This window comes from Collimonas rhizosphaerae (genome assembly GCF_038896935.1).
Lineage (GTDB): Bacteria > Pseudomonadota > Gammaproteobacteria > Burkholderiales > Burkholderiaceae_D > Collimonas > Collimonas rhizosphaerae.
In genome coordinates, this window is the sequence record NZ_JBANDC010000013.1 from 21697 (window position 1) to 48330 (window position 26634).

Sequence of the window (26634 nt, forward strand, 5' to 3'; positions counted from 1 at the left end):
TCCCTACTTTCAAGATCGAAGCCATGAGCAGCGCCTTCCCTGAATATCCGATCGAAATCGCCTTTCCCGATCTGCTGCCCTACAGTGCGGGCAATACCGATATCCCGTACGTGCATAGCTTTTCCTCGCAGGGCGATGGCCTTCACGTCATGATCAATGCCCTCACGCATGGCAACGAAGTGTGCGGCGCAATCGTGGTCAAGGCATTACTGGATCTTGACCTCAAGCCACGTCGTGGCAAATTGACGCTGTCCTTCGCAAATGTCGAGGGATACCAGCGCTTCGATCCGCTGCGCCCGGATGCATCGCGTTTTGTCGATCAAGATTTGAATCGCGTCTGGACCCGCGAAGTGCTTGACGACCAAACGCGTGATTCGTCCGAATTGCGCCGCGCGCGCGCCATGTTGCCGGTGATCGATACGGTCGATTTATTGCTGGACATTCATTCCATGCATGAACGCAGCGCACCGCTGATCGTTTCCGGCCCGCTGCCCAAAGGCATAGCGCTGGCGCGGCAATTGAATATTCCTCAGCATGTGATCAGCGATGCCGGCCATCCCGAGGGTCGCCGCATGCGCGACTATGGCGCCTTTGGCGACAACGCCAGCGCTAGAAACGCGTTGTTGATCGAGTGCGGCCAGCACTGGGAAGCTGCCAGTGTCACGGTTGCCAAGCACAGTACCGCGCGCTTCCTGTTGCTGGCCGGTGTCATCGAACGCAGCGACTTGCCGGACGATTGGTGGCCTGAGCCGTCTACCGCCAGCATCGTGATCCAGGTTACGCAACCGGTAGTCGCCAGCAGCATGGACTTCCGCTTTGCCGGCGCCTATACCGGCCTCGAAACCTTTGCCGAACAAGGCACGGTAATCGGCTGGGACAGCGGCCAGCCAGTCACCACTCCCTATCCTGATTGCGTATTGGTGATGCCATCCTTGCGTCAGCTGCGGCCCGGTGTCACGGTGGTCCGTTTCGGACGCATTCTGGACTAGCCATCTACATTTTCAACACCGACTACGACTGTCTCAATTTTTTTAACGCCCGCATCCGCTACTCACCATGACAACTGCAACCATCATCAGCTACGCCGAGATCCAACCAGATATTTCCGTTCGCCAGCCGGATCCGGAGATGCGCGTCAAGGGCGCACCGCAAAGAACCACACGCAGTTATTTCGTTGACCCTTCATTCGGATTGAGTTCCGGTATCTGGAGTGCAGAAACCGGCGCCTACAAGATTTCAATGGCAACATCCAAACATGAATTCTTTCACATCCTTACCGGCAAAGTCGAAATCAGCTGCGACAGCACCGGTGCAGTCAAGTCGTTCGGTCCCGGCGACACCGGCATCATCCCGCCCGGCTTTACCGGCATGTTTGAAATCGTCGAGAGCGCCAGCAAGTTTTATGTCGTAACCGACCGCAATCTCTGATCCGACTGACTCGCCGCTGAAGTGCCCCTCAGGCAAGACCAAGGAGGCGGGCGGAAGTGATACGCTTGCCGAGCCTTCTCAGGAGGAGCGGCATCATCGCCCGCTTTGGCCGCTTCCCGCACCGCAACCAGATCCTGCAACGCCAGTCGACGCCTGAAGAACTGGAATTCCTGCGGCAGCCCGGATCGTCCTTTTAAGCCGTTTTGCCTTAAAAAGCGACGTTCAAGGGAATCTTCAGGTAACTCACGCCGTTCTCTTCCGCCGCCGGCAGCACGCCGGCGCAGATGTTGAGCTGGATCGACGGCAGCATCAGGGTCGGCAAGGCCAGCGTGGCGTCGCGCTGGTTGCGCATGGCGATGAATTCGCTTTCGCTGATGCCGTCGCGCACATGGATGTTTTCTGTACGCTGCTGAGCAACTGTCGCTTCGCAGGCAGGAGGCCGTCCGTCCGGCGGATAGTCGTGGCATACGAACAGCCGGGTCGACGGCGGCAAAGCCAGCAACTTGCTCACTGAGCGATACAGGCTGCTGGCGCTGCCGCCGGGGAAGTCGCAGCGCGCGCTGCCGAGGTCGGGCATGAACAGCGTGTCGCCGACAAACGCGACGTCGTCGCCCACCAGATATGCCATGTCGGCTGGCGTGTGGCCCGGCACATGCAGCGCCTGCGCGCGCAAGCTGCCGATATGGAAAATCTCGCCTGGCGCGAACAAGTGGTCGAACTGGCTGCCATCCAGCAAAAATTCCGATTGCAGGTTGAATATTTTTTTGAATACGCCCTGCACCACCCTGATCTGGTCGCCGATGGCGATTGCGCCGCCCAAGCGCCGGCGCAGATAGGGCGCCGCCGAAATGTGATCGGCATGGGCATGGGTTTCCAGCAGCCATTGCACCTTCAAGTCCTTGCTGCGCACGAATTCGATCACGCGGTCGGCCGAGGTAGTTGCGGTGCGGCCGGCGACCGGATCGTAATCAAGCACCGGATCGATGATCGCGCATTCGCTGCCTGCAGCGGCATAAACCACGTAAGTAAACGTGGCGGTATTCTCGTCAAAAATGACTTCTATTTGCGGACGTGCCATCTATCTCCACCTCAAACTTAACAGTACATAACTATATATAACTATATACAACATTGACAAATGCCTAATCCATCTTATATTATTAACAATCAAACAAGTAGCAGGCAAGCAGCAACGCTACGTTTTAACAGATAACCTCACTGGAGAAAAACAAGATATGGCGCGGCCGCGAACCCTGACCGCACATTGTTAACAGAATTGGTAACCGAAGGTCAATCCCTGGCTCCGGTCAGTCTCCCAAGGCGCCGTAAAAGCATCATTATCCACGCCTTCCCGCCTTACCATCTTTAACAGGCTGCCGCCATCGCCCGTCGCGCCGCATGCGCTTGCCAGGATCAGACTGGAAATAAGAAGACTCAAGCAAAACCAAGTAAGTAGTGCCACCCGCCCATCACGATGGAATCAGCACCTATGAGCTTTAATATCTTCAAGCATAACGACTTATTTTCAACTGCCAGCCAAATCGAACTGGAAGACTTGCCGGTTATCCTGGCCGCCGGCTACAAATCGGTGATCTGCAACCGGCCCGACGGCGAAGACGGCGGCCACCACGCCAGCAGCAAGGACCTGGCCGCAGCTTGCGAAGCGCTCGGCCTTGCCTTCAGCTACCTGCCCGCCGACGCCACCCATCTCAGCAAAGAACATGGCATGGCGCTGCGCCGGCTGCTGGCCGACCTGCCGGCTCCTGTCCTTGCCTTTTGCCGTACCGGCAACCGCTCGACCAACATCTTCCGGCTGGCAAACCTGATCGACGCGCCGATCCAGGCCGCCGGCGCAGGCAACGACAAGCTCAAGCAGTATGAAATCGTGATCGTCGGCGGCGGTTCCGCCGGCATCGCGGTCGCGAGCAGCTTGCTCAAGCGCGCTCCCAACGCCCAGGTCGCCATCATCGAGCCGAGCAGCCTGCATTATTACCAACCGGCCTGGACGCTGGTCGGGCGCGGCATTTTCGACAGCAGAAAAACCGTGCGGCCGATGGCGTCGCTGATACCTGAAGGCGCACAGTGGGTCCAGCATGCGGCAGCGGAATTCCTGCCCGACCATAACCGCATCCGGCTCGACAACGGCTGCCTGATCGCCTACCAGCAATTGATTGTCTGCCCCGGCTTGCGGCTGGCCTGGGAGAAGATCGAAGGGTTGGAGCAAACATTAGGAAAAAATGGCGTGACGTCGAACTACCGCTACGACCTGGCGCCATATACCTGGCAGCTGGTGTCGCAGCTCAAACAAGGCAAGGCGCTGTTTTCACAGCCGGCCATGCCGATCAAATGCGCCGGCGCACCGCAAAAAGCCATGTACCTGTCGTGCGACTACTGGCTGCGCAAAGGCGTGCTGAAGCGGATAGAAGTTGAATTCAATAACGCCGGCAGCGCACTGTTCGGCGTCGCGGCATTCGTGCCGGCGCTGATGCGCTACGTCGGAAAATACCAGGCGCGCCTGGTGCTTGAATCGAACCTGGTCAAGGTCGATGGTGAAAACAAGCTGGCCTGGTTCGACGTCAAGGACAATTCCGGCAATACCAGCCGCCAGCAAAAACCGTTTGACATGCTGCACGCGGTGCCGCCGCAGGTTGCCCCGGACGCAGTGCGCAACAGTCCCCTGGCCAACGCCGACGGCTGGTGCGAAGTCGATCCGGCTTCGCTGCGGCACGTCCGCTACCGGAATGTGTTCGCGCTGGGAGATGTGTGCTCGACCGCCAACGCCAAGACCGTGGCGGCAATCCGCAAGCAAGCCGTGGTGGTGGCTAGCAACCTGCTCGCCGCCTGCGCCGGCAAACCGCTGGACGCGCGTTACGACGGTTACGGCGCTTGCCCGCTGACGGTGGAAAAGGGCAAGGTCATACTGGCCGAGTTCGGTTACGGCGGCAAGCTGCTGCCAACCTTCCGGCTCGACCCGACCATTGCCCGCCGCAGCGCCTGGCTGCTGAAGACCTCCGTGCTGCCCTGGGTCTACTGGAAGCTGATGCTCAAGGGCCGCGAGTGGCTGGCGAAGTCCTCGGAATCCATCGAGAATCCGTAATCAGCGCAATGCCCGCAGCAACCTCAAGCCGTTGAACACCACCAGCAAGCTCGCTCCCATATCGGCGAACACCGCCATCCACAAGGTGGCTTCGCCGGTCAGGGCCAGCACCAGGAAGATGGCCTTGATGCCCAGCGCCAGGGTGATGTTTTGCATCAGCACCGTATGCGTCTTTTTACTCAAGCGGATGAAATCCGCGATCTTGCGCAGGTCGTCATCCATCAGCGCCACGTCGGCGGTTTCCAGCGCCGTATCGCTGCCTGCCGCTCCCATCGCAAAACCGATATCGGCTTGCGCCAGCGCCGGCGCATCGTTGATGCCGTCGCCCACCATGCCGACACAGCCGTAACGCGCGCGCAGGTCATTGATGGCGTCGCGCTTGTCTTGCGGCAGCTGGTCGCCGCGGGCGTCGCTGATGCCGACCTGGGCCGCGATGGCTTGCGCGGTATGCGCGTTGTCGCCGGTCAGCATGACAGCCTCGACTCCGACCGCATGCAGCCTGGCGACCGCTTCTGCCGCGATACCGCGCACCGTGTCGGCCACCGCCAGGATCAACAGGGGCTCGGTCGCCGAACACAGCACCACGGTGGTCTTGCCTTCGCTCTCCAGCGCCGACAAGCGCGCTTCCAAAGCCGGGCTGCAGATATCCATCTCATGCACCAGGCGATGATTGCCCAGATAGAATTGCCGGCCGTCGATGCTGCCCTGCACGCCGCGGCCGGTGAGCGCTTCAAACGCGCTGACTTCAAACAAGTTCCCGGCATGCCCCAGGCCCTGCCAGTGCGCCGCCACCGCGCCCGATACCGGATGATCGGAACGGCTGGCCAGGCTGGCCGCCAGGCGCTGCAACTGCAGCAGCCGGCTGCCATCGCCAGCGGCAACCGGCTGCACCAGCTGCACGTCGGTGACGCGCGGTTTGCCCAGGGTCAGCGTGCCGGTTTTATCCAGGGCCAGCGCCTTGATCTTGCGTCCCATCTCCAGGTACACCCCGCCTTTGATCAGCACGCCGTTCCTGGCAGCCGCCGCTAGCCCGCTCACCACCGTCACCGGGGTCGAAATCACCAGCGCGCAAGGACAGGCAATCACCAGCAGCACCAGTGCCTTGTACAGCCACGGATAAAACGCCGCCCCCATCAGCAGCGGCGGCAAGGCCGCCACCAGCAGCGCGGCCAGCACTACCGCGGGGATGTAGTAACGGGCAAACTGATCGACAAAGCGCTGGGTCGGCGCGCGCTCGCCCTGCGCCTGCTGCACGCTCTTGATGATGCGCGCCAGGGTCGAATTGGCTTGCAGCGCACTCACCCGGTAAACGAAAGAACCACGCTCGTTGATGGTGCCGGCGAACACCTGGTCGCCGGCCTGTTTCTCCACCGGCATGCTCTCGCCGGTAATGGCCGCCTGGTTGATGGTGGTCTGCCCTTCCGTCACCACGCCGTCCAGCGGAACCCGGGCGCCCGGCTTGACGCGGATCAGCGCGGCCAGCGCCACCTCGCCGGTAGCGATTTCACGCCACTCGCCGCCGGCGCCTTGCACCGTCGCCAGGTCCGGCGCCATCGCCATCAGCCCCTTGATCGCATTGCGGGCCCGGTCCAGCGACAGGGCTTCGATCATTTCCGCCAGCGCGAACAGGAAAATCACCACTGCAGCTTCCGGCCATTGGCCGATGACGGCGGCGCCGATCACTGCCAGCGACATCAGGAAATTCATGTTGAGCGAAAAATTGCGCAGCGCGATCCAGCCCTTTTTCAAGGTATCCAGGCCGCCGCTCAGGATCGCCGCCAGCGCCAGGCCGATCACCAGCCATGAGCCATCCTGGCCGCCGCTCCACGCCACTGCCTCGGCGCCTACCGCTGTCATGCCGGAGAGCGCCATCAGCAGCCACTTCCTGCGGGATATCTTGAAAGCGCCGTCGCCGGCGCCGGCGCCGACGGTCAGATCGACGGCGCCGGTCAGCGTGTCCGATTTGAGCGCCGGCGCCATGTCCAGCGCCTGCAAGGTGGCGACAATGGCGTCCACCGACGGCAGGCGATGCTGGACCGTCAGCTCGCGCTGGATCAGGTTGAATTGCATGGCTTCGATCCCTGCCATGTTCTTGAACCTGTCGCGGATCAGTTTTTCCTCGGTCGGGCAATCCATTTTCTGGATCAGGAACACCGCCTGTTCCGCGCCTGCAACCAGCGGCGCATGGCCGGCGGCGGACGCGCCCGCGTCTGCCTGCGCATGCTGGCGCTGATGGTCATGCTTATGATCATGGCCATGCCGGTGATCGTGATGGTCGCGATGGTCGCTATGGTCGTGCTCGCAACGGCCCATGGTGTACTCCTTGACTCGGGTTTTGAGGATGCAATCGATTACTCCTTGCGTATTTAAAACCCTGTAGCTACTATAAGGTCAAGGATTTATCTTGAAATAACCTTGGAAGAGCCGCCATGAGCGCAATTTCACTCAAAATCGGGGAGCTGGCCAGCCATGCCGGCTGTCCGGTGGAAACCATCCGCTATTACGAGCGCGAGGGCTTGCTGCCGCTGGCGGCACGCTCGCAAAACAATTACCGCCTGTACGGACAGGCGCATATCGAACGCCTGCAGTTCATCCGCCATTGCCGTTCGCTGGACATGACGCTGGACGAAGTGCGCCGGCTATTGCAGTTCCGCGATTTGCCGGAAGACAATTGCGCGGAGGTCAACAGCCTGCTGGACCATCATATCGAGCACGTGGCCGACCGCATCAGCGAATTGAAGGCATTGCAAATCCAGCTGAAACAGCTGCGCAAGCAATGCCAGAGAAGCCAGGCCGCCAAGGATTGCGGCATCCTGCAAGGCCTGGCCAGCATGGAAGACGAAGCGCCCGCCAACCTGGGCAGCCATGGCGGCGGCGTCCATTAAGACCAGATGAACATCCACTCAGACGATCTGCGGATTTTCATTGCCGTGGTTGACAGCGGCACGCTCAGCGCCGCCGCCGAACAGCTGGGCCAGACCACCTCCGGCCTGAGCCGGGCGTTGTCGCGGCTGGAGCAGAAACTGGCCACCTCCCTCCTCACGCGCACTACGCGCCGCATGGAGCTGACGGAAGAAGGCCATCTTTTCCTGGAAAAGGCGCGCACCATCATTGCCGCGATGGAGGAAGCCGAAGAAGCGATCCAGGTGCGCCATCAAAGGCCGTCGGGACGCCTGCGGGTGGACGCTTCGCCGCCCTTCATGCTGCATTGCATAGTGCCGCACATTGCCGAATTCCGCAGCAGCTACCCGGACATCACGCTTGAGCTGACCAGCAACGACCAGAACATCGACCTGCTGCAGCAGCGCACCGACATCGCCATCCGCCACGGCGCGCTGCAAGACTCGATGCTGCATGCGCGCCGCCTGGGCGCCAGCCTGCAGCACATCGTCGCCAGCCCCGAATACCTGCGCCGGCATGGCACGCCGGCCAGCGCGAAAGAATTGAAGCAGCACCAGCTGATCGGCTTCACCCAGCCGGAATCGCTCAACACCTGGCCGCTGCGGCTGGAACAGGAAGAGAACCTGGCGATCAGCCCGACGCTGCTGGCGTCCGGCGGCGAAACCATACGCCAGCTGGCGCTGCATGGCCTGGGAATCACCTGCCTGTCGGCTTTCATGGTGCGCGAAGATATCGCCCGGGGAACCCTGGTCGATATCCTGGCGGAGCATAACAATGGCTACCGCCAGCAGATCCACGCAGTGTACTACAGGAATACCCAGCTGGCGCGGCGCATCACCTGCTTCCTGGATTTCCTGCAGCTGAAGCTCTAGGGCTCGCTTTCACTCGGAACAAACTCAGCTGGAGAACGGCGCCGTCGAAGAAGTGCTGCCGGATTTCAGGCCGGCGCCGTTGCCGGTATCGGTGGTGTACGCCCACAACAAACACCTGTCGCCGCGGGTGCGGGTGTTTGTCGACTGGATCGCCAGGCTGCTGGCCGACCGCTACACCTGAACCGGCCGGAACCGGTTCAGGCAATGAACGCTAAGCCGCAGCTGCCTGCTGCGCAATCCACAGGTCGATCTGCGTTTCCAGCATCTCCAGCGGCACGGCGCCGTTGTCGATGACGGCGTTGTTAAAGCGCCGCAGGTCGAACTTGCCGCCCAGTTCGTGCTGCGCTTTTTCCCGCAAGGCCTTGATTTTCAGCTGGCCGATCTTGTAGCCCAGGGCCTGGCCCGGATCGACGATGTAACGATCGATTTCAACCTGGTTGTCGTGCGGCGGATTGGCCGTGTTGACGTTCATGTAGTCGATCGCCTGCTGCCGTGTCCAGCCCAGCGCATGCATGCCGGTATCGACCACCAGGCGGGCGGCGCGGAACAGCTCATCGTTGAGATGGCCGAACCTGGAATAGGGATCGGTGTAGAAACCCATTTCGCCGCCCAGGCTTTCAGCATACAGCGCCCAGCCTTCGCCGAACGCCACGTACCAGCCGAAACGGCGGAACTCGGGCAAACCTTTGATTTCCTGCGCGCGCGCGATCTGCAGGTGGTGGCCCGGCACCGATTCGTGCAAGGTCAAGGTTTCCATTTCCCATTTGGGACGCGAATCGAGTTTCGACAGGTTGGCGAAGAAGTAGCCCGGGCGCGAACCGTCCGGCGTCCCTGGTTCGTAATAAGCGCCGGCCTGGTTTTCGGCGCCCACTTCCGGCACCGCTTTGACGTCGACCGGCGCGCGCGGAACATCGGCAAAAAAGCGCGGCAGCTGGATGGAAGATTTCTTGATGATGTCCTTGTAGCCGGCCAGCAGATCTTCCGGCCTGGTGTAATAGAAACGCGGATCGGTATTCAGGAAGGTGATGAATTCCGCAAACGTGCCCTTGAAACCGGTCTGCTCCATCACCAGCTTCATTTCACCCTGGATCCGCGCCACTTCCTGCAAGCCGACATCGTGGATCGCTTGCGGCGTCATGCTGGTGGTCGTGTTTTCCTTGACCTTGTAAGCGTAGTACGCTGCGCCGCCGGGCAGGTTCGATGCTGCAATGCTGTCGCGGCAGGCCGGCAGGTAGCTATCGCCGATGTACGCGTTCAGCTTGCGGAAAGCCGGCGCCACGCCTTCATGCAGCAAGCGCTCGCCTTCGCGCGCCAGGCTTGCGCGCTGCGCCGCCGGGATCGACGCCGGCATGTTTTTGAAAGGTGCGGCCAGCGGGCTGCTGTCGAGCTTGGCGACAAATTCCTGCAACTGCCCGGGAACCACGCTCATCGTAACCTTGGGCGCGACCCAGCCGGATTTGACGCCTTGCTGCAATTGCGCGATCACGCCGTCGACATAGTTGGGCAAGGCGCGCAAGCGTCCCAGGTAATTGCGGTAATCCTTGGCCGTCTTGAACGGCGTTTGCGCAACCAGCTGCGGAAACTCGAACTGGACGCCGCTCAGCTGCGAAATCGGCTCAGGGTTATAGGGATAAAACTTGGCGGCCTGGATGTTTTTCTGTTTTTCATAGATAAACAGGTCGTAAGAAAGCAGGTCCTGTCCGCTCAGCTTGCCGCGGTCGATACGCTCGGCTTGCTGCAGCATCTGCTGCTGGTGGGCGGTGCCGGCCAGGCTGGCGGCCAGCGAGACATCCGACAGGCGGTCGTTATAACGGTTGTCGCCGACCGCAGTGGCAAATTCAGGCGCGTTGCGCATGCTCCACTGCCAGTCGCTTTCGAACAGCGCATTGAGTTGCTGCTGCGGCGTGGCTGCGTGGCCGAGCGGCGCCAGCAGCAAGGTAAAAAGAAAAAGGAATTTATTCATCTGTGTCTCCGAAGATTAGCCCGCCATTCTAGCAAACTAAAACGGAAAAATTTCTTGATGGAAATCTCTCTGCGAGGGTTGGACTGCAGCCTCAAAACAGGTATCAGGCGAAGGCAATCGTTTCGTCTTGTTTCCCCTTCGGAGTCGCCACGACTGTGTTGCGGCCGCTGTGCTTGGCCTGGTACAAAGCCTGGTCGGCGCGGCGGATCAGGCTTTCAAGGTCCTCGTCGGATTCAAATGCCACGACGCCAAAACTGGCAGTGACATTGAGCATCGCGCCGTCGTCCAGCAGGATATGGCAAGCGTCGATCGCGCCGCGCAATTTTTCCGCTACGGCAAACCCTTGGGACATGTCGATTTCAGGCAGCATCAGGAGGAATTCTTCCCCGCCGTAACGCGCCAGCAGGTCAACCTTGCGGTGATGGCGCCGGCACAGGTCCGCCACTACGCGCAGCACCTGGTCGCCGGCGTGGTGCCCGTGGCGGTCGTTGACTGCCTTGAAATGATCAACGTCCATCAGGATCAGCGTCAATTGCCGCCGATAGCGCTGGGCAATGCCGAACTGCTGCTCGCCTTGCGCAAAAAAGGCACGTCGGTTCAGCAGGCCGGTCAGGAAATCCGTGTCAGACAAAGTCTGCAATTGCGCAATCATTTCTTCGCGCTGTTTTTCCAGGCCGACCTTGGCCAGGCTATGCGCCTTCAGCACATGGATTGCACGCATCATGGCGCCGATTTCATCGTCATGGCGCGGTATCGGGATCGCCGTGTCGAACCGTTCGCCGGTCAGCGAAACGAACAGGTTGGTAGCGTCAAGAATCGGGCGCAGGACCCGCTGCCGTATTACCTGTGCGAGGAGAATGAAAATAGCCAGCGCAATTAATCCCAAACCGGCTGCCGCCAGCAAGAAAAAGGCTGCCCGCCTGTTCTTGTCTTTGGCCTGCTGAAGCATCTCAGCCAGGACCAGGTCGCGCAGTTGCGGAATTGCTGCCATTCCCGGCATGTAACGGATGACCATTTCACGGCCGCTCAAATCGTAGTTCCCCGAGCTGCGTCCATTTGCGAACAGCTCGTCCAGGAATCCCAGGCTGGCGCCGAGGTAACGATCGCGCACCTCGTCCAAAGCGCCCTGCAAGGCCGGGCGGTCCCGATACGGGCGCAACTGCAGTTCAATCCCGGAATACAGCTGCTCGACCTGTCCGGACAGTTTCAAAAATGCGTGGATTTCCTGGGAAGTCAAAGGACGCTGCACGATCACCGGAGCGGTAAAGACCGCTCCTATCCGGCCCGCAATATTGCGCAGGCTGGAAGCCAGCAGAGCGGCTTCCAGGCCATCGCTAAGCTGCGCATCCGACCGCACGGCAATGTCGGACAACGTGGCGATGACCGGGGCAAAACCGCTGTCGACACCTGCCATCGTCTCCAGCGCGGCGTCGACGGCAGCCATATGGCGCTGCCGTTTTGGCAGTGACAACAGAAGATCGATTTCTTTGCGCGCCGCCGCCAGCGCCAGCTCTGTCGCCGCTGCCTGCGCAGCCAGCGACGGAACGGCTTGCACCGCATGACGTAACGCTGCCAGCGCCTGGTCGCTGGCGGACCGCGCCTGCTCCAGTCCTGCAAGCTCGCTGGCGGCAGCGTCCGCTTCTTGCATCAGCAGCGAATGGCCGGGACCGCGCTCGGCCGCCAGCTTTTCTTCAACCAGCAATGCCAGCTGAAGATTCTTGATGGCGGGCATGCTTTTTGTGCTGCGTTCGTATACGGACCATTCGCTGCTAACGATCCTGCCGGTCAAGACCAGGAACAGCAGCATCAGCAAGATCGAAATCAGCCAGAACAAGCGATTGAGCGACATACGAAATAACATACGTCCAGACTATGCAGGAATGTAATACATTGTTTTTAATAGTTACAATCTATTCAAACAGTAAATCAAATAGATTATTCATTAAACGATCGTATCACACACCGCAAGAATCGCCTCTGGCGCGGCGGCTCAGGCTTCCAGGCTCACCTGCGTTTCCGTCTGCCCGTGCATTTGCAGCACATCGCGATAGAGGCTGGCATAACCTTCTCCCATTACCCTGGCCGTAAACAATTTCTGATACCGCGCTTGCGCACGCGCTCCCATGGTCCGCGCCAGTTCCGGGTCATCCCAAAGCTGCTGCATCGCCAGCCGGAAGGCGTCCGGGTCGCTGGGAGGAACCACCAGTCCGGTTTCGCGGTGGTTGTTGATATAGCTGGTGCCGGTGCCGATCTCGCTGGAAATCATCGGCTTGCCGTACATGGCTCCTTCCAGCAAGGAGATGCCGAACGCCTCGGAACGCAGATGCGACGGAAACACAATGGCGTAGCACAGCTGCAGCAATGCGACTTTGTCTTCATCGTCGACGATGCCGAGGAAGATCACGTTGCGCAAGCCCTGCTCCTGGACCCGCTGCTTCAGTTCCTGCTCGATCGGTCCGGCGCCTACGATCACTATCGGATAATCGGTGCCGCGCGCCGCATCCAGCAGGATATGCAAACCTTTGTAATAGCGGATCGCTCCCACGAACAAAAAGAAACGGCCGCCGATCTGCTTTTGCCATTTCTCCATCCGCTCCGTCGATGGCGTCGGATAGTTGTTCTTGTCGAGGCCGATGGGAATGACCTGGGTCTTGTCCTTGTACCCGGCCAGTACGGAACTGGTTTGCAGGTAATTCGGCGAAGTGGCGACAATCGCGTCGACGCTGCTCAGGAAACGGTGCATCAGCGGCCGGTACAATTGCAGCAGTGTCTTGTAGCGCACGATGTCCGAATGATAGGTCACCACGCTCGGCTTGTTCATGCGCGTAACGAAATGGGCCAGGTCCATGAATGGCCATGGAAAATGGTAATGCACGATATCGACCTCGGCGGCAAGCTGCGCGAAACGCTTCAGCGCGGACAGCGAAAATCCGGTCGACGCGATCTGCAGGTCGAGCTTTACCCTATGCACCTTGTGTCCTTCGTACATCAATTCGGCAGGATCAGGGTCATCGCTCAGCGTCAGTACTTCGCTCTCGACGCCGCTGGCGGACGAACATTTGCACAACTGGTAAATGGTCTGCTCGATCCCACCGTACGATTCCGACTGATAAGTCTTGTAGAAATGAAGAACCCGCATTACACACTCCTCTCGTAATCTGCCCCATCTTCTGTTCCGGCCAGAAGTGAAAGGCTATTTTCTATTTATCAGGGCCGCCTATCCCAACGGCAGCCGACACTACTCAGCCATTAGCCGCCTGCCGATACACATCGGCAGTAACGGCTGCGCATTTTCGCCACGAAAATTGCACCGACCGCTCCAGGCCCGCTATGCGCTGCCCCATCCAGGCCCTGTCATCCTCCATCAGCCGGCGCATCTGCTCTGTCAGCCCCGCCTCGTCCTGAGGATCGACATAGGCAGCGGCGGCACCAGCGACCTCCGGCAGGCTGGCGCAATCAGACGCAATCACCGGCGTGCCGCTAGCCATCGCTTCCAGCACCGGCAAGCCAAACCCTTCATACAAGGACGGGAACACCATCATCTTGGCCGCCGCCGTGACGCAAGCCAGGTCCGCCTGGTCCAGGTAACCGGCCAGGCGCACATGGCCGGCGCTGACCGCCTGCGCCAGCGCGCCGTTCAATTCCTCCGCCTGCCAGCCTGGCATGCCCACCACCAGCAAGGGGAAACGCGCGCGCAAAGGCAACGGCAAACGCGCATGCGCCTTCAGCGTCAGCATCAGGTTTTTACGCGGCTCCAGGGTGCCGACCGACAAGATGAAACCGCGATAGGCCAAACCCAGGTTGCCGAGACGGGCAGCCAGCTGCTGCTCCACCCTGGGCTGGAAAACAGAAGAACTGGCAAGCGGCGCCACCACCACTTTTTGGTCCGGCACGCCGAAATGCTGTTTGATCTCCTGTCCGATGAATTCGGAATCCACCAGGATCCGGCTGACGCGCGCCAGGGCCGACGGCAGCCGGCGTTCGATTTCGCGCAAACGGTCTTTAGGCTGGGTTTTCGGGAAATGGACATGCGTCAGGTCGTGCACGGTCATCACGGTCGGTCCGTTGAAATTGAGCGGCCACAAACTGGGTTCGTGATACACATCGGGACGCAGCCTGTGCACGCCCTGGTTAAAACGCCGCTGTTCGATCATCCGCCGGAAAACATAGGCGGCCGGCAAGCGCTTGGCCATGCCGGCCCAGCGCGAATAATCCTGCATCGGCTCGCCGACCAGCGCGTCCTGCCAGCGCAAGCCGCAAAAATATTGCATGCCGATGTCAGGCATCTGCTGCAGAGCCTGCGCCAGCTCAACAACGTAGTTGCCGATGCCGGTGCGTGGCGCAAGCAGGATCTTGCTATTCAGGGCAATGTTCAATTTCATGAGGCTCACTTTGCTTTTGCGTTCGCACCTGGCGCACAACCCGCTTCACCAGCTGGCGCGCCGAATCTTCCCAGCTGAGCCAGGACCAGCCCGATATCTGCCGCGCTGCCGGGAAAATGCCGCTGTCTTCCGATTGCCGGACCTGCCGGGCCAGCGATGCCGGCTCGCTCAAATCAAAATAGCTGACGAATTCGCCGCCGATTTCATGAAACACCGGGATATCGCTGGCCATCACCGGCAAGCCGCGCTGCATGGCTTCCACCAGCGGCAGGCCGAAACCTTCTACAAACGACGGGAAAACCAGTGCTTTTGCATGGCTATAACAATATTCCAGCTCCACATCGCTGAGATCGTTGAACATGAACAGGCGCCGCTTCAGCTGCGGATGTTTTTTTACGCGTTCGATCAGGCGTTCATTCTTCCAGCCTATGCGGCCGATGAAACACAGTACGACATCGCTGCCCTCCCGCCACAGCTGCTCGAAGGCGTCCAGCAGGTAAGCGTGGTTCTTGCGCGGTTCGATGGTGCTCACCATCAGGTAAATGGAAAGGCCGGAGGTGAATAATTTTTCCACAGGGCCGCGCACCGATTTATCGGCATCGACCAGGTCAAGCTCGGAACCAAGGTGGAAGAAATCAAACCAGCGGCTGCCGGCGCGTTCACTGCCCAGCCGCTGCCGCACCTCATGGTGCACTTCGTCGCGGATGGTGCTGGAGATGGCAACGAATCCGTTTGCCGTATTGGCAATCCACTCGAACCAGCGGTCGAACACCTGCACCAGCGGGCCGTCGCAAAATTGCGGATGGCTCAACGGGATCAGGTCGTAGATGACCGAGACGATGGTCACTCCCTGCCGCTGCAACTTCTCCGCCACGGGGAAAAAATCGGCATGCCACGACGAATCCAGCAGCACCAGGGTGTCATCGGCGCGGCACTGCATCTCAAACGCGCGCGGGTTTTCTTCTGTCTTTTTCAGGATCCATTCGGTCAGATAAAGGGGCAGCACGAACGAGGCGCTTGCCAGGCGGCACAGTACAAATGTCACTCGCCTCACATTATGCGAAGCTCTCCATGGCCATAACCGCAGCAGGCGTGCGTGGATCAGCCAATAGCGGTTGCGCACTTGCACCAGCTTCCGCGCCAGGTTTTCCAATGCCCGCTGCGAACGGCCTTGCCAATCGTCGGCATGTTCCGACGTCAGCTGCTTGACTTCCAGTATCTTCCCGTTTTTGAAAATGACGGGAATGCAGACAACTTCTTCCTGCAGCGACGGCAGATGGTTGATGATGTTGCGGACAACGCGCTGTATCCCGGAATTCATTTCCGGGTGGTGGAACACGTAGGTGCACTCGATCAGCAGCCTGGTCATGCCGTCACTCCATCCTTGCTCACGCTGGCACGGTCGTGCGAACGTTCTACCGCCATCTCGGCATCCAGGAATGCGCAACCGACAAAATCGGGATGGCGCGTATTGATCACATGGAAAATAACGCTGTAATCACGCCATTCATAGTTGGTGTCGAGATGAGAATCCAGCCGGGACAGGGAAATCGCCACCGAATAACTGCCCTTCCCCAGGTTCATCGGAAAGCGGCAGCGATAAACCAGGTCCTCGCCCGGCTGCAAATCGGCCTGCGGCATGCCGAGCCGGTGGCTGTTGATGCCGAAGATCGATTGCCCCAGCTTGTCCTTGATCATGTACCCCATGACCAGGCGCGATACCGGAGCGTTTATGGCAACCCTGACTTCCAGCGTGACGTCCGTGCCGACTTCCACCACTTCCAGCTGCCTGCCATCGTCATCAAGCAAGGCTACCGATGTAATGCTCGCTTCGCCGGTGCCGGAAATGGTCCGCAGCCTGCCGTCGGCCAGGCGCTCCTGCCGGACTGTCTGCCGCTCTTTCTCCGCCAGCATGGCGTTATAAAAATCCATCACTTCCACCGGATCGCCTTGCATCTCCAGCTTGCCGCCGTTGAGCAGGATGGCGCGGTCGCAAATGGTCTGTATCGCATAACGGTCGTGCGACACGATCAGCAAGGTGGTGCCGGCGCGGCGGAATTCGCGGATCCGCTCAAAACTCTTGTGCTGGAAATAGGCGTCGCCGACGGACAAGGCTTCGTCGACAATCAGCACGTCCGGCCGGCTGGCGGTCGCCACGCTGAATGCTAGCCGCATCTGCATGCCGCTGGAGTAGGTCCTGACCGGCTGGTCGATATAGTCGCCAATTTCGGCGAATGCTTCGATAGCCGGCATCAGCTCTTCGATTTCAGCGCCGCTCAAGCCCTGCAGCTGGCCGGCCATGACGGCATTCTGCCTGCCGGTAAAGTCTGCATGAAAACCCATGCCGAGTTCCAGCAGCGCAGCCACCCGCCCCTGGATCGCCACGCTGCCGGTGGTGGCTTGCGTGGTCCCCGCGATCAGCTTCAGCAGGGTGCTCTTGCCTGCGCCATTGATGCCGACGATGCCGACCGCCTCGCCGGCCTCCAGCTGGAAGCCGATATCCTGCAACACCCAATGCAGCTGATGCCGTTGCCGGGCAAACGGCAAGATCCATTCGGCCAGCCGGGCCCAGCGTCCATCGTATGACTTGTAGGCCTTGCCCAAATTTTTAACGGTTACCTTACCCATCAGAGCTCATCCACCATTTCACCCGCGTGCCGGCGGAACAGCAGCATTCCAAAGGCGCACAAGGCAATGCTCAGCAGCGTCACTGGCCACAAGTCGCTCCATTGCGGCCAAAGCCCGCTCACGAAAATCCCTTGGTAAGCGCCGATCAAGGCAGTCATCGGGTTGAATTTAAGCAGGGTCTGCACTTTCGCAGGCAAGGTGGAAACCGTATACACGATAGGCGTAAACCAGAACCAGAACTGCAGCACGATGCCGAACAGCTGGCCGATATCGCGGAAGAACACGTTCAGCACGCCAAGCACGATGCCCAGGCCGACGGAAAACAGCACTTGTATCAGCAACAGCGGCAGCATGCCCAGCAACACCCAGCCAGGGAAGTTGCCGGAGATGAGCAGGAAACCGAGGAACAAGCCGAAGATGATGGAAAAATTCAAGCCTGCGTTCATTACCGTGATGACCGGCAGGCAAATGCGCGGAAAATTCAGCTTCTTGATCAAGTTGCCGTTTTCCAGGAATACATTCTGCAGGCGCGACACGGTCTCGGTGAAAAACCCCCAGGTCAACAAACCGGCGCATAGATAAATGCCGTAACTGAACTGGCTGCTGGCGTTAGGCAGGCGCGCATGCATCAGCTGCGAAAAAATCACCGTATACACAACAATCATCGCCAGCGGATTCAACACCATCCAGGCCGCGCCCAGCATCGAATTGCGATAGCGCGCCTGGAACTCGCGGCGGACGCTGCCCGCCATGAATCCGCGGTAATGCCACAGTGAACGCAAGATGACGTGTGCTTTTGCCTGGATCATTATTTGCGCCCGCCATATTTATCGCCAGGCTGCTGCATGGCGTCGTCACCCGGATGGGCGCATTTCAATCGAATACAGGATTTTCGGGCATGCATTTTCCTACTCTCTCCATTCTTTGCCGACGCGCCGCAAACCCGCATCGGCCATCCGCCGGAACAACAGCCAGCCTCGCCGTACGTCTTCATGGCTTGCGAGCGACAATTGCCTGGCACTTCGGCATCAGGGCGTTCATGCGTTGCCGCACCAGGCTGCCTTGGGGACTGCCGAGCAAGGCTTCCCAGGTACGGGTCCAGCTATTCAACAACGGGTGCTGCGGGTCCGCCAGGTCGACCTTGCAGACCCAGAAAAACAGCCACCAGAGCGACCAGTAAAATCCGTAATAGCTATGGCGCTCGATCACCAGCCCGGCGTCTGCCACCAGCTGCTCGAACTGGTCGCGCTGGATGATGCGCACGTGATTCGGTTTCTGGAAATACACCTCCGGCGCCAGCCCGACCTGCAGCTGTTCCGCTACCGGATCCGGCACCGTCAGCAAATACTGCGCGCCAGGCTTGCCGATGCGCACCAGCTCGCGCAGGAATTGCGCCGGATCGTCGACGTGCTCCAGCACTTCCATCGAAATGATCTTGCTGGCCACGCCATCCGGCAACAGCAGCGGATTGGCGTCGCTGACCACTCCCTGCACCTCGCGTGCCGGCGTGCCACTCAGGCGTTGCGTGGTGGCGGCCACTTTGGCGGCATCGATGTCGGCGACGATTACATGCGCACCGCGATTGGCGCAGAACAATGCGCAACCGCCGTCGCCGCAGCCAACGTCGACCACCACATCCTCGGCTCTGATCGCAAAACCTTCATACAGTTCACCGCTGTCGACCCGATACCAGCCGTCGTAGCCGGCATCCTTCAGGCCGATGTCAAAATGATTGGCTTCCGGCACCCGCGGCGCCGCCGCAACCTGCGGCACGATCGCCTTGCCTTGCATGGCCTGCCGGCCGCCGAGCAGTCTGTTGATCAATTTACGCATGCTAGGATTTCTCGCTATCGGCGGCGGCGATCGACGGACGATTGCGGAACCGCCCCAGCCATGCCTGGAACCAGCCTGGACTCAAATTGATGCGATCGGCCAGCAGTTTGCCGCGGATGCGGAACGGCGTTTCAACGAAGCGATAATTCAGCTCGCTGAAAATCACCACCAGCACAATCGCGGTCAGCGCCAGGCGGCCGTTGTAATTCTTGGCGAAGACGGTATTCACCGGTTCGATCCGGAACCAGATTTCCCGGCTGGCGAGATAGGCCGGTATATGGGTCAGGTACAACGCATAGGAGCGGCTGCCCAGCCACAGGAAGACCTTCTTCAACGGGTTGTCCGGCATCAGGTAGTCCTGGTCGTAAGAACCGATGAACACCAGCAGGGCCGAGATCAGCGCCACCACGCCGACCCAGAACCGGAATTCGGCAAAGCGATAGGAACCCATCGCTCCCAGGCCGAGCACCAGCAGCAGCAACACGATCCAGCGCAGCCACTGCCGGCTTTTCAGGAAAACCGGTTCGAACCAGCGGTAGCTTGGATGCTGGCTCCAGATCGCCAGCAGCACGCCCAGCATCAGCGCATCCGAACGGGTCGCCATCAGAAACAGGTCGTAGTGCCGGTGCGCGTAAAGCTGGTAGAACAGCGGCACCAGCAGCACCCACGGCAGCCAGCGCCGGAAGATAATCACCGCGAACGGCAGCAGCAGGTAAAACTGTTCTTCCAGCGACAGGCTCCAGTACGGAAAGCTGGCGCCGTATTCGGAGCGGCCGAAGGTCGCCATCAGGCGGAAATTGCCGTAGTTGAAAACCCCGGCAAGGGTGGCGTCCAGGTTGGTCCGCACTATGCCGAAGGCGCCCGATCGATTGAAGCCAACGACAGCCACCAGGATCAGCGCCAGCCACAGCCAGGCCGACGGCCACAGGCGCGAAGCGCGCCGCACCCAAAAACTCAGCATGGTCGAAAACTGGCGGCCGTCGCTGCGCGCCAGGCGCGGGATCAGGTCGCGCGCGATGACAAAACCGGAAATCGCGAAGAACAGGTCGACTCCGGTCCAGCCGCCGAAATTCGGGTAGATGTAGGTCAGCAGCCGGTTCGGCTCGCCAAACAGGTTGAACTGGGTATGTTCGACCAGCACGAACAGCACGGCAATTCCGCGCAATAATTGAATATCTGAAATCCGTCGATTCATGTCTGGCCTGCTCTCCTTGCTGATCCTGTACTGGGCGTCGTCCGTCAATCCGGCTTGCGAGCTATTATCAGCTGGCTCTTGGGCATGAAACCATCCAGCTTGTCCTTCACCTTGGCGCCGCCCGGCAGCGTCAGCAGCTGATGCCAGGTTTGCGCCCACTCATCCAGCAGCGGCGGATACGGCGCCTTGATCTGGTCCAGCGTGGCGCCTTCCTGCTGCGTCGCGCTGGCCCAGTACAAACACATCCACATGCTCCAGTAGAAACCGGAAGACTGGCGGCTTTCGATCACCAGTCCGGCTTCGGCGACCAGCGCGGCGAACGTCTCGCGTTCGAAGATATGGATATGGTTCGGCTTCTGGAAATGGGAGGCCGGGGCCAGTCCTTGCTGCACATGTTCGCCGACCGGATCGGGCACCGTCAGCAAATACAGCGCGCCGGGCCGGCCGACGCGCACCAGCTCCGCCAGCACCTGCGCCGGATGGTCGACATGTTCCAGCATCTCCATCGCGATGATGCGCGTGGCGCGCCGGTCGTCCAGCGGCAAGGGATCGGTATCGCAGACCAGCGCTTGCGCGGCGCGCGCCGGGACCGCCTTGACCTGGCGCGCCAGGCGTTCGATCTTGGCGCCGTCGGTATCGGAAAAAATCACTTCGGCGCCGCAGCGCGCGGCAAACAGCGTCGCCGCACCGTCGCCGCAGCCGACGTCGAGCACCACGTCCTCGGCGCCGATCCGGAAGCCGCTGGCCAGTTCGCCGCTGGCATGGTTGAACCAGCCGCTTTGCAAGGCGTCAACCAGGCCGCACATGCGCGAATCGACAACGCCCTGTTCCGAAACCAATGGCGGCAGGACCGGCGCGGCTGGCGCCTTATCCTTGAACAAGGCCGTAAAGCTTGACAGTATCTTCAGCATACCGGCGCCGCATCATCGGTACTGCGGCTGGCGGGCGCGGGCTGGCCGGCACCGGCAGAGCGCGCGTGGTCCAGCAGGAAGGCGCCGAGGCGTTCCGCGATCACCGCCTGCGAGCAATGCTGCTGCAGGCTGCGCACCGCATGCTCCGCCATCTGTTCGTAGCGAGTCCGATCCTGCTTGAATACGCGATAGCTGTCCTGATAAGCCGCGCGCAAGGAATCCCAGTCAATCCGGTAGCGCAAGGTCCGGTACGCCTGGCGCGGATCATGCGGCCAGTGGCTGGGCTCTTCGCTGGAAGCGATGATGAATGCGTTGTCGGCGTCGATATAGTCGGCCATGGCGGTATTGTCGGGGGCGATCGCCGGCTTGCCGCAAGACATGAACTCCATCAGCGGCAGGCACTGCCCTTCGCCATGCGAGGTATTCACCACATAGCTTGTGGCCGCCACCAGTTTTTCATATTCGGGATCGGCCAGGTAACCGTGGATCAGCACCACGCGGCAACGGTAAGGAGTGGCCTTGTGCAAATCCTCGAGCAAGGCGTCGACCGCGTTCTTGATATCGTGGTGGGTCAGTTTCAGCACCAGCGTTGCATCGGCGACATCACGAAAGGCCCAGCAAAACGCGCCAATCATGTCGAACCAGTTCTTGCGGCCGTCATACGGATTGAACACCGAGGTGTACACCACGCCGTCGAGCTGCAGCTGCTGCGGCTGCAGCCGCGCCAGCGCGGCCGGCCGGATCAGGTCTGGCTTGGGATCATGCTTATGGGTCGGTCCGAACGGCGCGAGATCGGCGCTGCGGGTATCGATCACGGTGCCCGCCACTTGCAGCTCGACGCCGCCGGCCGATATCGCCGAGCGGCGCAGGCCGGCAAACCGGTCCCACACCGGGGCCGGCGCGGAAACGATAGGGAACGCCGGCGTCATCGCCGCCCGCACCGTGGCGACAGTGTAATTGGAATGAGTAATGGCGCTACCGAGCTTGCTGAACACCGTGCGCCAGTCATGGCGCGGCTCGCCTTGCCACGGCTCCTGCGGCACGGTACTGAATTCCCAGGCGAACACCGGGATGGTCGGGCACTCCAGGCCGGTCACGGTCTTGTGCGGCGGCGAAAACGACAGGAATACGCAGTCCTGGCCGTGCGCCTTGGCGTTGCGGTAGATCGCGTCGACTTCGCGCGCCGGGTCGGTAACCGCGACCACGATCCCGAGCCGCTCCAGCAGCGGCCGGAATTCCCTCAGCACGAAGTAGTAGCTGTATTCTGGCAAACCCAGGTTCTTTTCAATCGAACCGGCGTCGGTTTCCGAGTAGACGATGATGATCATGTGCGGCTATCTTCAGGTCAGGCGGCTGGCCAGCGCCACGGGAACCGTGTCGCGTACAGCGCCGTGCAGCGCGGGGCTGCGTCCGGTTTGATGGAAGAAGCCCTGCAACTGCCGCTTGACGGCATCGACCGATGCATACGACTGCATCCGCTGCAGGGTATGCGCGCGCATCTGCGCATAGGTTTCAGGCGCCTGCCGGGCCACCTGGTAGCTATCCCGGTAAGCGCTGCAAATCGAGGACCAGTCAAGCCGATAACGCAAGGTGCGAAACAGGTCGCGCGGGTCGTGCGGCCAGACATTCTGCTCCAGTCCGGACTTGACCACAAAGGCGACCTGCTCGTCGATATAGTCGGCCATCGCCGTATGCGAAGGCGCGATGGACGGCTTGCCGCAGCTCATGAACTCCATCAGCGGCAGGCACAAGCCTTCACACAGCGAGGTATTGACATAATAGGTGGTGGCGCCGATCAGCTGTTCGTAAGCGCCATCGTCGAGGAAAGCATGCAAGGTCACTACCCTGCATTTGAATGGCGCCAGCTGCGACAGCAGGGTCATCAAGGTCGTGCGATAGGAGGACAGGTCGCGTTCGTTCATTTTCAGCACCAGCGTGACATCCTCGACCTCGCGGAAAGTCCAGCAAAATGCGGTCACCATGTCGAACCAGTTCTTGCGGCCGTCCGTGGGACTGAACACCGAGGTGTACACCACGCCATCGAGTTTGACCGCGGTTTCCGGTTCCGGCGCCGCCACCACCGGCGGCGGCGTGGCAGGCAAGTCCGGCTGCGGCTGCGGCGCCGGCCGTATCACGGCATAACCCTTGCGGCCGCCGCTCGCCAGTGTCCTGGCCAGCCACAGCGGCAGCAGATCGCGCAATACATCCCGGTACCAGCCCAGCAGATGGCGCTTGGTGGCGCCCAGCCGGTAGCGCAGGTTTTTCGCTGGAGCTGGCGGCGGCGTCGTCGCGGGGAGCGGCTCCACTGCGGCCGGCTGCGCCGCGTTGGCGATCAAGCCATCGGCCGACAAGCCGAGCACGCGGCTATCGATCACCGTGCCGCGCAAGCGAATCTCGTTTGACCCGCCAAGTGCAGGATTTCCCAGCCGCTCGCGGGCGCCGGCAAATTGCTCCCACAGCGGGGCCGGCACCGCCAGCACCGGGAATTCCTGGCCCATGGCGTCTTTCACGGCGCGTGCGGTATAACCGGACAAGGTGATAGCCCTGCCATGGCGGGCAAACACGTTGCGCCAGTCGCTGCGGGGATCTTCATCCCACTGCTCGTTGGGGATATTGCTGTATTCCCAGGCAAACACCGACACCGTAGGACACTTGAGGTCGATCGCGGTCTTGCTGGGTGGGGAAAAGGAAAGGAACACGCATTCCTCTCCACGTTGCCGGCATTCTTCAAACAGCGGGTCGACTTCGGTTTCCGGACGCCGTACCAGCGTGACCGTCCCGAGTTCCGCCAATGCGGCGCGAAAGGCTTTCAAGACAAAGTAATAGCTGTACTCTGGCAAACCAAGGCTTTTATCGATCGTGCTTTCGCCAATATCCGAATACAGAATGAAATTCATCAAAATCGTACTTTTAATCGAATGTTAATCGTCCAAACCACTGCCAGGGCCGCTTGCGGCTTCGGCATATTGCTTTTCAGACTTGTCTCAGCCCCTTAGCCGGGGCCATTCTTTGTTATTTACACCGAGGAAGTGCCGCGGCAACCGAATGGCGCCGCCCAGAAAGTTTCCCGTCAAACACTCTCCCTATGGTTGCCGATAATACCTGATACCGCACGAAGGTAGTGCGATGCGGCACTCCTTTAGAGCGAGAACCCTATTGTGCTTTAATGTAACTTTGAGTTATTTTCGGCGCCAGCTACCCAACCAGGAATGGCTTTACGGGTGGCGATTCAGGAAAAAAGATTTGCATCAATATCAACATCCGCCAGCATTGGGCGCGTGATGCCAGATGACGCCGGCCGCACCGGCGCTTCACGATGAGCGCCTGCAGCCGGGGCTTTGCTATTGAAGATCAGCCAGTCTGGCTGTCGTCGGTAACCAGCCACACCCACGACGACGACAATTCGTCGGCGCGTGCCGGTTTTGCGTTGGCGCCTGCAGCGGAAGCCAGGGCGCGTCCATAGATTTTCACGTTGGTGCGCCTGATCGATCTTTCCGTGTTCAGGCGGGTGTGTTCGTCGCCAAGGGTGACGATGGCCCCCAGCATGGCTTGCAATTCCAGGTCGTCAACCAGGTTTTCGGCCAGGCGCCGCCAGGCATCAGCCTTGGTCCAGCGCCGGAACCGCATGTAGCTGGTTCTCCAGCGGCCGAATTCGGGCGACAGGTTGCTCCATGAGCCTGATTTCAGCGCAACCCATAACACCGCCTCCATGAATAGGCGATTGTCGCGGCCGCACATCCCGGAATCCCCAGGCCGTCCGATCAATAAAGGTTCCAGCTTGTCCCACTGATCATCTCGAAGAACGCCATCAATTTTCTGCATCGGTTTACTCTTTGATTGTTGAAAATGAACAAGCGCGTAAAATTGCCTTACGGCAAATCTTTTTTTCTTTTGGAAATTGCCTGTCCAGATCCAGTCGGTTACCCCTACGCTACACATTCACCGGTTTGTTAAATCCGGCGTCAGCATGCAAGCAAAGAGTAAAAGCAAGAGCCGCATGAAACTACTGGAAAACTCAATCTTTAACTATCGTTGACACAAATTAACAAAATTTAACCGTCTAATGACGCTAAATACACACCTATTATTTCCCATGGAAAACAAAGCCGATTTAACTATTTCTTCTCATTAATATTTTCTGGCTGCCGGTTTCTTGCAGAGTCGCCGGCAACTTCGCGTGTCCAGGCGCATAACGTTAACAATGAGTGTGCAATCGCCGTCTTTGAAACCGACAAATATCGCCAGGAGTTTTTCGCACGCAAGGTACAGATACGTCGGCGCCGGGCTTAGCCGCGAAAAAGGAATGGTGGCCGGACTGACGCGAGCTGGCCGCTCAGGCGAGCGGCGCGGCGTGCTCCATGCAGTGCTGGGCGATCCACTCGCGGAAGATCGTGATTTTCTGCTGGTTGGCGACACTTTCCGGGTAAACGAAATAATAGCTTTGCCCCGGCATCACGCAATCGAACGGCTTCACCAGCCGCTGCATCTCAAGGTCGTCGCTGGCCAGGATACAGTCGCCTATCGCCACGCCGAATCCTTGCGCGGCCGCATTCACCGCCAGGTCCAGCGTTTCAAAACTCTGGCCGCTGCTGGCGTCCACGCCTTTGACGCCGGCAAAGCGCAGCCACATTTCCCAGTCCCGGTGATCCCTGGTCGGATGCAGCAAAGTCTGCTGCGCCAGCTGCTCCGGCTCCAGGTGCGGCTGCTCCTTGAGCATTGCAGGCGAGCATACCGGCGTCAGCTGTTCGGTAAACAACAAAAGCGAATGGGTATCCTTGCCGGTCGGCGCGCCATACACGATGGCCGCGTCAAACGATTCGCGCTGGAAGTCGACATTGTGCTGCAGGGCAGTCGTGACCTGCAGCTGGATATCCGGATAGGCAGCCTGGAACAGCATGATCTTGGGATAGATCCAACGCATGATGCAGGTCGGCACTTTCAACGCCAGGTCGGTGCGCTGCCGCGTCAGCCGGTTCGATATCTCTTCGATCCGCGCGAAACTTTCGCGCACTGCGGGCAGCAGGAGCTCGCCTTCCTCGGTCAGCGTCAAGCCGCGCGCATGGCGCTGGAACAGCGGGAAGCCGTAATACTCTTCCAGGATCAGTATCTGCCGGCTGACCGCGCCTTGGGTCAGGCAAAGGTGGTTGGCGGCATGCGTGATGTTTTGATGGCGCGCGACAGTCTCGAAGACTTGCAGGGCATTCAAGGGCGGCAACTTGCGCATGGGCGTCTCCGGAGATCAAAGCCAACAGGAAAATGCATGGCTCCTATGATTATATTTCGTTTGTGAAGACCCGGGCAATGCTCAAGAATAGCAAGCATAAAAAAGTGAGCAGATCCCGCAGGGACACTTCACAAAGAAAATACATTTCCTGATACCGGAGAGAGACAAATGCGCCCTACCCAAAAGCCACCAGCTTCCTG

21 protein-coding genes and 2 pseudogenes are annotated in these 26634 nt (G+C 60.0%); 7 read left to right on the plus strand and 16 right to left on the minus strand.

All coding sequences use genetic code 11. The annotated features are described in order from the left end of the window. The first annotated feature begins 23 nt into the window (after positions 1-23). The 3 genes and pseudogenes from V8G57_RS17860 to V8G57_RS17870 all read left to right on the plus strand — a co-directional run. Complete coding sequence (locus V8G57_RS17860; protein WP_342830522.1) at positions 24-989, plus strand: M14 family metallopeptidase; 966 nt, start codon at positions 24-26, stop codon at positions 987-989. A gap of 67 nt (positions 990-1056) precedes the next feature. Then, positions 1057-1428: a cupin domain-containing protein gene (locus V8G57_RS17865; protein WP_092397535.1), complete on the plus strand. Its 372-nt coding sequence runs from the start codon at positions 1057-1059 to the stop codon at positions 1426-1428. A gap of 80 nt (positions 1429-1508) precedes the next feature. Further along, positions 1509-1625, plus strand: a pseudogene (locus tag V8G57_RS17870) (DUF924 family protein); the annotation flags it as partial. 11 nt (positions 1626-1636) lie between these two features. Here the strand turns inward: V8G57_RS17870 and V8G57_RS17875 are convergent. Beyond that, complete coding sequence (locus tag V8G57_RS17875) at positions 1637-2506, minus strand: MBL fold metallo-hydrolase (RefSeq protein ID WP_092397537.1); 870 nt, start codon at positions 2504-2506, stop codon at positions 1637-1639. Positions 2507-2917: 411 nt separating this feature from the next. On the opposite strand from V8G57_RS17875, the gene V8G57_RS17880 reads away from it, so the two are divergent. After that, a complete protein-coding gene (locus V8G57_RS17880) occupies positions 2918-4525 on the plus strand; it encodes a bifunctional protein tyrosine phosphatase family protein/NAD(P)/FAD-dependent oxidoreductase (RefSeq protein ID WP_175500996.1) in 1608 nt (535 codons plus the stop codon). Here V8G57_RS17880 and V8G57_RS17885 read toward each other — a convergent pair whose 3' ends face one another. Further along, positions 4526-6838, minus strand: a complete 2313-nt coding sequence (locus tag V8G57_RS17885) for a heavy metal translocating P-type ATPase (RefSeq protein WP_342830523.1) — start codon at positions 6836-6838, stop codon at positions 4526-4528. Between the two features lie 116 nt (positions 6839-6954). Here V8G57_RS17885 and cadR point away from each other — a divergent pair, with 116 nt between their 5' ends. The 3 genes and pseudogenes from cadR to V8G57_RS17900 form a co-directional block, all read left to right on the plus strand. Further along, positions 6955-7410, plus strand: coding sequence for a Cd(II)/Pb(II)-responsive transcriptional regulator (cadR, locus tag V8G57_RS17890; protein WP_092397543.1), 456 nt, complete (start codon positions 6955-6957; stop codon positions 7408-7410). A 6-nt stretch (positions 7411-7416) separates the two neighbouring features. After that, positions 7417-8298, plus strand: a complete 882-nt coding sequence (locus tag V8G57_RS17895; RefSeq protein WP_342830525.1) for a LysR substrate-binding domain-containing protein — start codon at positions 7417-7419, stop codon at positions 8296-8298. Between the two features lie 28 nt (positions 8299-8326). Next, positions 8327-8479, plus strand: a pseudogene (locus tag V8G57_RS17900) (LysR family transcriptional regulator); the annotation flags it as partial. Positions 8480-8509: 30 nt separating this feature from the next. On the opposite strand, the gene V8G57_RS17905 reads toward V8G57_RS17900, so the two are convergent. From V8G57_RS17905 to V8G57_RS17970, 14 genes are all read right to left on the minus strand, one after another. Next, on the minus strand, positions 8510-10261 hold the full coding sequence (locus V8G57_RS17905; RefSeq protein ID WP_342830526.1) for a DUF885 domain-containing protein: 1752 nt from the start codon (positions 10259-10261) through the stop codon (positions 8510-8512). 103 nt (positions 10262-10364) lie between these two features. Then, entirely contained in the window at positions 10365-12110 is a 1746-nt protein-coding gene (locus V8G57_RS17910) for a GGDEF domain-containing protein (protein WP_342830527.1), read from the minus strand. Positions 12111-12251: 141 nt separating this feature from the next. Further along, on the minus strand, positions 12252-13400 hold the full coding sequence (locus V8G57_RS17915) for a glycosyltransferase family 4 protein (protein ID WP_092397552.1): 1149 nt from the start codon (positions 13398-13400) through the stop codon (positions 12252-12254). A 103-nt stretch (positions 13401-13503) separates the two neighbouring features. Further along, positions 13504-14643: a glycosyltransferase family 4 protein gene (locus V8G57_RS17920; RefSeq protein ID WP_254785063.1), complete on the minus strand. Its 1140-nt coding sequence runs from the start codon at positions 14641-14643 to the stop codon at positions 13504-13506. Continuing rightward, complete coding sequence (locus V8G57_RS17925) at positions 14618-16012, minus strand: glycosyltransferase family 4 protein (RefSeq protein ID WP_092397556.1); 1395 nt, start codon at positions 16010-16012, stop codon at positions 14618-14620. Before V8G57_RS17925 ends, V8G57_RS17920 begins: the two co-directional genes overlap by 26 nt. Beyond that, a complete protein-coding gene (locus tag V8G57_RS17930; RefSeq protein ID WP_342830528.1) occupies positions 16009-17271 on the minus strand; it encodes an ABC transporter ATP-binding protein in 1263 nt (420 codons plus the stop codon). Before V8G57_RS17930 ends, V8G57_RS17925 begins: the two co-directional genes overlap by 4 nt. Beyond that, on the minus strand, positions 17271-18080 hold the full coding sequence (locus V8G57_RS17935; protein ID WP_342830529.1) for an ABC transporter permease: 810 nt from the start codon (positions 18078-18080) through the stop codon (positions 17271-17273). The genes V8G57_RS17930 and V8G57_RS17935 overlap by 1 nt, the downstream gene beginning before the upstream one ends. A gap of 181 nt (positions 18081-18261) precedes the next feature. Then, positions 18262-19104 carry a class I SAM-dependent methyltransferase gene (locus tag V8G57_RS17940; protein WP_342830530.1) on the minus strand — a complete coding sequence of 281 codons (843 nt, stop codon included), beginning with the start codon at positions 19102-19104 and terminating at the stop codon, positions 18262-18264. 1 nt (position 19105) lies between these two features. Beyond that, positions 19106-20299, minus strand: coding sequence for an acyltransferase family protein (locus V8G57_RS17945; RefSeq protein ID WP_342830531.1), 1194 nt, complete (start codon positions 20297-20299; stop codon positions 19106-19108). Between the two features lie 44 nt (positions 20300-20343). Next, positions 20344-21210, minus strand: coding sequence for a class I SAM-dependent methyltransferase (locus V8G57_RS17950; RefSeq protein WP_217647588.1), 867 nt, complete (start codon positions 21208-21210; stop codon positions 20344-20346). Continuing rightward, positions 21204-22538 (minus strand): glycosyltransferase, encoded by a 1335-nt coding sequence (locus V8G57_RS17955; RefSeq protein ID WP_139220047.1) that lies wholly within the window; start codon positions 22536-22538, stop codon positions 21204-21206. The genes V8G57_RS17950 and V8G57_RS17955 overlap by 7 nt, the downstream gene beginning before the upstream one ends. Before the next feature lie 12 nt (positions 22539-22550). Further along, positions 22551-24107, minus strand: coding sequence for a glycosyltransferase (locus V8G57_RS17960; RefSeq protein ID WP_342830532.1), 1557 nt, complete (start codon positions 24105-24107; stop codon positions 22551-22553). 454 nt (positions 24108-24561) lie between these two features. Continuing rightward, on the minus strand, positions 24562-25032 hold the full coding sequence (locus V8G57_RS17965) for a transposase (protein ID WP_175500997.1): 471 nt from the start codon (positions 25030-25032) through the stop codon (positions 24562-24564). Positions 25033-25543: 511 nt separating this feature from the next. After that, positions 25544-26434: a LysR substrate-binding domain-containing protein gene (locus tag V8G57_RS17970; RefSeq protein ID WP_342830533.1), complete on the minus strand. Its 891-nt coding sequence runs from the start codon at positions 26432-26434 to the stop codon at positions 25544-25546. Positions 26435-26634 lie beyond the last annotated feature (200 nt).

Excerpts from the sequence above, each read along its gene's own strand:
- V8G57_RS17860 (WP_342830522.1), top strand. The coding sequence starts at position 24 with ATGAGCAGCGCCTTCCCTGAATATCCGATCGAAATCGCCTTTCCCGAT.
- V8G57_RS17865 (WP_092397535.1), top strand. The coding sequence starts at position 1,057 with ATGACAACTGCAACCATCATCAGCTACGCCGAGATCCAACCAGATATT.
- V8G57_RS17875 (WP_092397537.1), bottom strand. The coding sequence starts at position 2,506 with ATGGCACGTCCGCAAATAGAAGTCATTTTTGACGAGAATACCGCCACG.
- V8G57_RS17880 (WP_175500996.1), top strand. The coding sequence starts at position 2,918 with ATGAGCTTTAATATCTTCAAGCATAACGACTTATTTTCAACTGCCAGC.
- V8G57_RS17885 (WP_342830523.1), bottom strand. The coding sequence starts at position 6,838 with ATGGGCCGTTGCGAGCACGACCATAGCGACCATCGCGACCATCACGAT.
- cadR (WP_092397543.1), top strand. The coding sequence starts at position 6,955 with ATGAGCGCAATTTCACTCAAAATCGGGGAGCTGGCCAGCCATGCCGGC.
- V8G57_RS17895 (WP_342830525.1), top strand. The coding sequence starts at position 7,417 with ATGAACATCCACTCAGACGATCTGCGGATTTTCATTGCCGTGGTTGAC.
- V8G57_RS17905 (WP_342830526.1), bottom strand. The coding sequence starts at position 10,261 with ATGAATAAATTCCTTTTTCTTTTTACCTTGCTGCTGGCGCCGCTCGGC.
- V8G57_RS17910 (WP_342830527.1), bottom strand. The coding sequence starts at position 12,110 with ATGTCGCTCAATCGCTTGTTCTGGCTGATTTCGATCTTGCTGATGCTG.
- V8G57_RS17915 (WP_092397552.1), bottom strand. The coding sequence starts at position 13,400 with ATGCGGGTTCTTCATTTCTACAAGACTTATCAGTCGGAATCGTACGGT.
- V8G57_RS17920 (WP_254785063.1), bottom strand. The coding sequence starts at position 14,643 with ATGAAATTGAACATTGCCCTGAATAGCAAGATCCTGCTTGCGCCACGC.
- V8G57_RS17925 (WP_092397556.1), bottom strand. The coding sequence starts at position 16,012 with ATGACCAGGCTGCTGATCGAGTGCACCTACGTGTTCCACCACCCGGAA.
- V8G57_RS17930 (WP_342830528.1), bottom strand. The coding sequence starts at position 17,271 with ATGGGTAAGGTAACCGTTAAAAATTTGGGCAAGGCCTACAAGTCATAC.
- V8G57_RS17935 (WP_342830529.1), bottom strand. The coding sequence starts at position 18,080 with ATGATCCAGGCAAAAGCACACGTCATCTTGCGTTCACTGTGGCATTAC.
- V8G57_RS17940 (WP_342830530.1), bottom strand. The coding sequence starts at position 19,104 with ATGCGTAAATTGATCAACAGACTGCTCGGCGGCCGGCAGGCCATGCAA.
- V8G57_RS17945 (WP_342830531.1), bottom strand. The coding sequence starts at position 20,299 with ATGAATCGACGGATTTCAGATATTCAATTATTGCGCGGAATTGCCGTG.
- V8G57_RS17950 (WP_217647588.1), bottom strand. The coding sequence starts at position 21,210 with ATGCTGAAGATACTGTCAAGCTTTACGGCCTTGTTCAAGGATAAGGCG.
- V8G57_RS17955 (WP_139220047.1), bottom strand. The coding sequence starts at position 22,538 with ATGATCATCATCGTCTACTCGGAAACCGACGCCGGTTCGATTGAAAAG.
- V8G57_RS17960 (WP_342830532.1), bottom strand. The coding sequence starts at position 24,107 with ATGAATTTCATTCTGTATTCGGATATTGGCGAAAGCACGATCGATAAA.
- V8G57_RS17965 (WP_175500997.1), bottom strand. The coding sequence starts at position 25,032 with ATGCAGAAAATTGATGGCGTTCTTCGAGATGATCAGTGGGACAAGCTG.
- V8G57_RS17970 (WP_342830533.1), bottom strand. The coding sequence starts at position 26,434 with ATGCGCAAGTTGCCGCCCTTGAATGCCCTGCAAGTCTTCGAGACTGTC.